The following is a 2,231-nucleotide window of genomic DNA, read 5'->3' as shown; positions in this document are numbered from 1 at the left end:
GGGTGGGATGTGGGGGGCGTGGCACTCTGGGGGCTGTTGAGGTAATCGTCTAGACCTCGTCGGGGTGCTCAGCGTGGATCAGTTGGCCCTGTTGTTCGTCCTGTTGCTGGGGGCCGTGCTGAGCGTGCCGGTGGGGGAGCGGCTCGGGCTGCCCGCGCCGGTGCTGATGACGCTGCTGGGGATCTCCCTCGCCCTGCCGGGCTTCGTGCCCAACATCGACATCCCGCCGGACTTCATCCTGCCCCTGGTACTGCCGCCGTTGCTGTACGCGGCGGTGCGGCGGACCTCCTGGCGGCAGTTCGCTGCCAACCGGCGGCCCATCTTCCTGCTGGCCGTGGCGCTGGTGTTCGTGACCACCGCCGCAGTGGCCGCGGTCGCCCAGGCGATCGTGCCCGGGCTGCCCATCGCCGCCGCCGTGGCGCTGGGCGCGCTGGTCGCACCGCCCGACCCGGTGGCGGCGACAGCCGTGGCCGGTCAACTCGGGCTGCCTCGAAGGCTGGTGTCGATCCTGGAGGGCGAGGGCCTCTTCAACGACGTGACCGCCATCGTGCTCTACCACGTGGCGATCGCGGCGGCCGTCAGCGGCTCCTTCTCGCTGCCCCACGCCGCGCTCCAGCTCGTGCTCTCCGGTGTCGTGGCCGTCGCCGTGGGGCTCGCGCTCGGCTGGGCGGCCAACAAGCTGATGGACTTCCTCGACGACGCCACGCTGCAGATCGGGCTGACCCTCCTCGTGCCGTACGCGTCGTACGTGATGGCCGAGGAACTGCACGGGTCCGGGGTGCTCGCCGTGCTCACCACCGCGCTGTTCCTCGCGGAGTACGCGCTCGGCGCCGACGACGTCATGACGCGGCTCGCCGGGCACACCGTCTGGGACGTCGTGGACACGATGGTCACGGGCGTCGCGTTCGGGTTGATCGGGCTGGAGCTGCACAACGCGGTCAGGACGGCGTCCGGGCGGTGGGCCGACATGCTGGGCTGGGCGGCGGCGGTCGTGGCCGTCGTGGTCCTCGTACGGCTGCTGTGGTTGCTGCCGGCCACCTGGCTCGCGCGGCGGCTGCACGCGAAGCGCGACTACGACGAGGAGATCCCGATGTCGTGGCGCGAGACCGTGGTGATGTGGTGGTCGGGGATGCGGGGCGTGGCGTCCGTGGCGCTGGCGCTGGCGATTCCGCTGGAGACGTCGGACGGGGGGCCCTTTCCCGACCGGGACGAGATCGTGTTCATCGCGTTCGGCGTGATCATGGCGACGTTGGTGCTGCAGGGGCTGACGCTGCCGTGGCTCGTACGGCGGTTGGGGGTGCGGGCGGACGAGGGCGCCGAGAAGGAGTTCGAGAAGGCGCTGGCCGTGCGGGCCGCGAAGGCGGCGAAGCGGCGGCTGAAGGAGATCGAGGACGAGGAGGAACTCCCGGAGGAGATGGCCGAGCGGCTGCTGCGGCGGGCCTTCGAGATCGGGGTGCGGATCAGTCCCGACCTGGCGGAGGAGGAACGGCGGGAAGGGCACGAGCAGCGGGTGCGGCGGCTGCGGAGGATGCGGCGGATCCAGGGGGAGATGCTGAGCGCGGCCCGGCACGAGGTGCTGGCCGCGCGGAGTGAGCCGGGCGCGGATCCCGAGGTGGTGGATCGCGTGCTGCGGCATCTGGATGTGCGGAGCCTGCGGTGATCGGATGATCCGTTTCGTAGGGTCGAGGTATGGCACGCAATGTGGTGATCAGTGGTGGCGGTACGGGAATCGGGCTCGCGGCGGCGCGGGCGTTCGCCGAGAACGGGGATCGGGTCCTGTTGCTCGGGCGGCGGGCCGAGGTGTTGGAGAAGGCGGGGGTGGACCGGGCGCTCACCTACGCGGTGGACCTCGCCGACGCGGAGAGTGTGCGGGGAGTCGCCGAGTTCGTGGGGCGTGAGTTCGGGACCGTGGACGTGCTGATCCACAGTGCCGGCGGCAACGGCGGGCTGGAGCCGGCGGTGGAGGGGGACGATCCGCTCGACGCCGTCGCGCACGACTGGCATGTCAACTTCCGGCTCAACACACTGACCGCCGTGCTGCTCACGGAGGCGCTACGGGAGCGGCTTGCCTCGCCCGGCGGGCGGGTGCTGTTCCTGTCGTCCATCGCCGCGTACCGGGGCTCGGGGAGCGGGGCGTACGCCGCGTCCAAGGCGGCGCTGCATCCGTACGCGTTCGACCTGGCACGGGAGTTGGGGCCCCGGGGGATCACGGTGAACGTCGTGGCGCCGGG

General features: G+C 71.6%; 2 protein-coding genes. Both read left to right on the top strand.

Going from position 1 to position 2,231, the window contains the following annotated elements:
• Positions 1-73: 73 nt before the first annotated feature.
• Complete coding sequence (locus AOK23_RS42115) at positions 74-1,660, top strand: Na+/H+ antiporter (protein WP_055717672.1); 1,587 nt, start codon at positions 74-76, stop codon at positions 1,658-1,660.
• Between the two features lie 29 nt (positions 1,661-1,689).
• The coding region (locus AOK23_RS42110) for an SDR family oxidoreductase (RefSeq protein ID WP_055717671.1) at positions 1,690-2,231 on the top strand (542 nt) is incomplete at its 3' end.

Source organism: Streptomyces torulosus (assembly GCF_001419765.1).
Lineage (GTDB): Bacteria > Actinomycetota > Actinomycetes > Streptomycetales > Streptomycetaceae > Streptomyces > Streptomyces torulosus.
The sequence above is the reverse complement of the archived record's forward strand: the minus strand, read 5'-3'. Positions and strand labels throughout refer to the sequence as shown.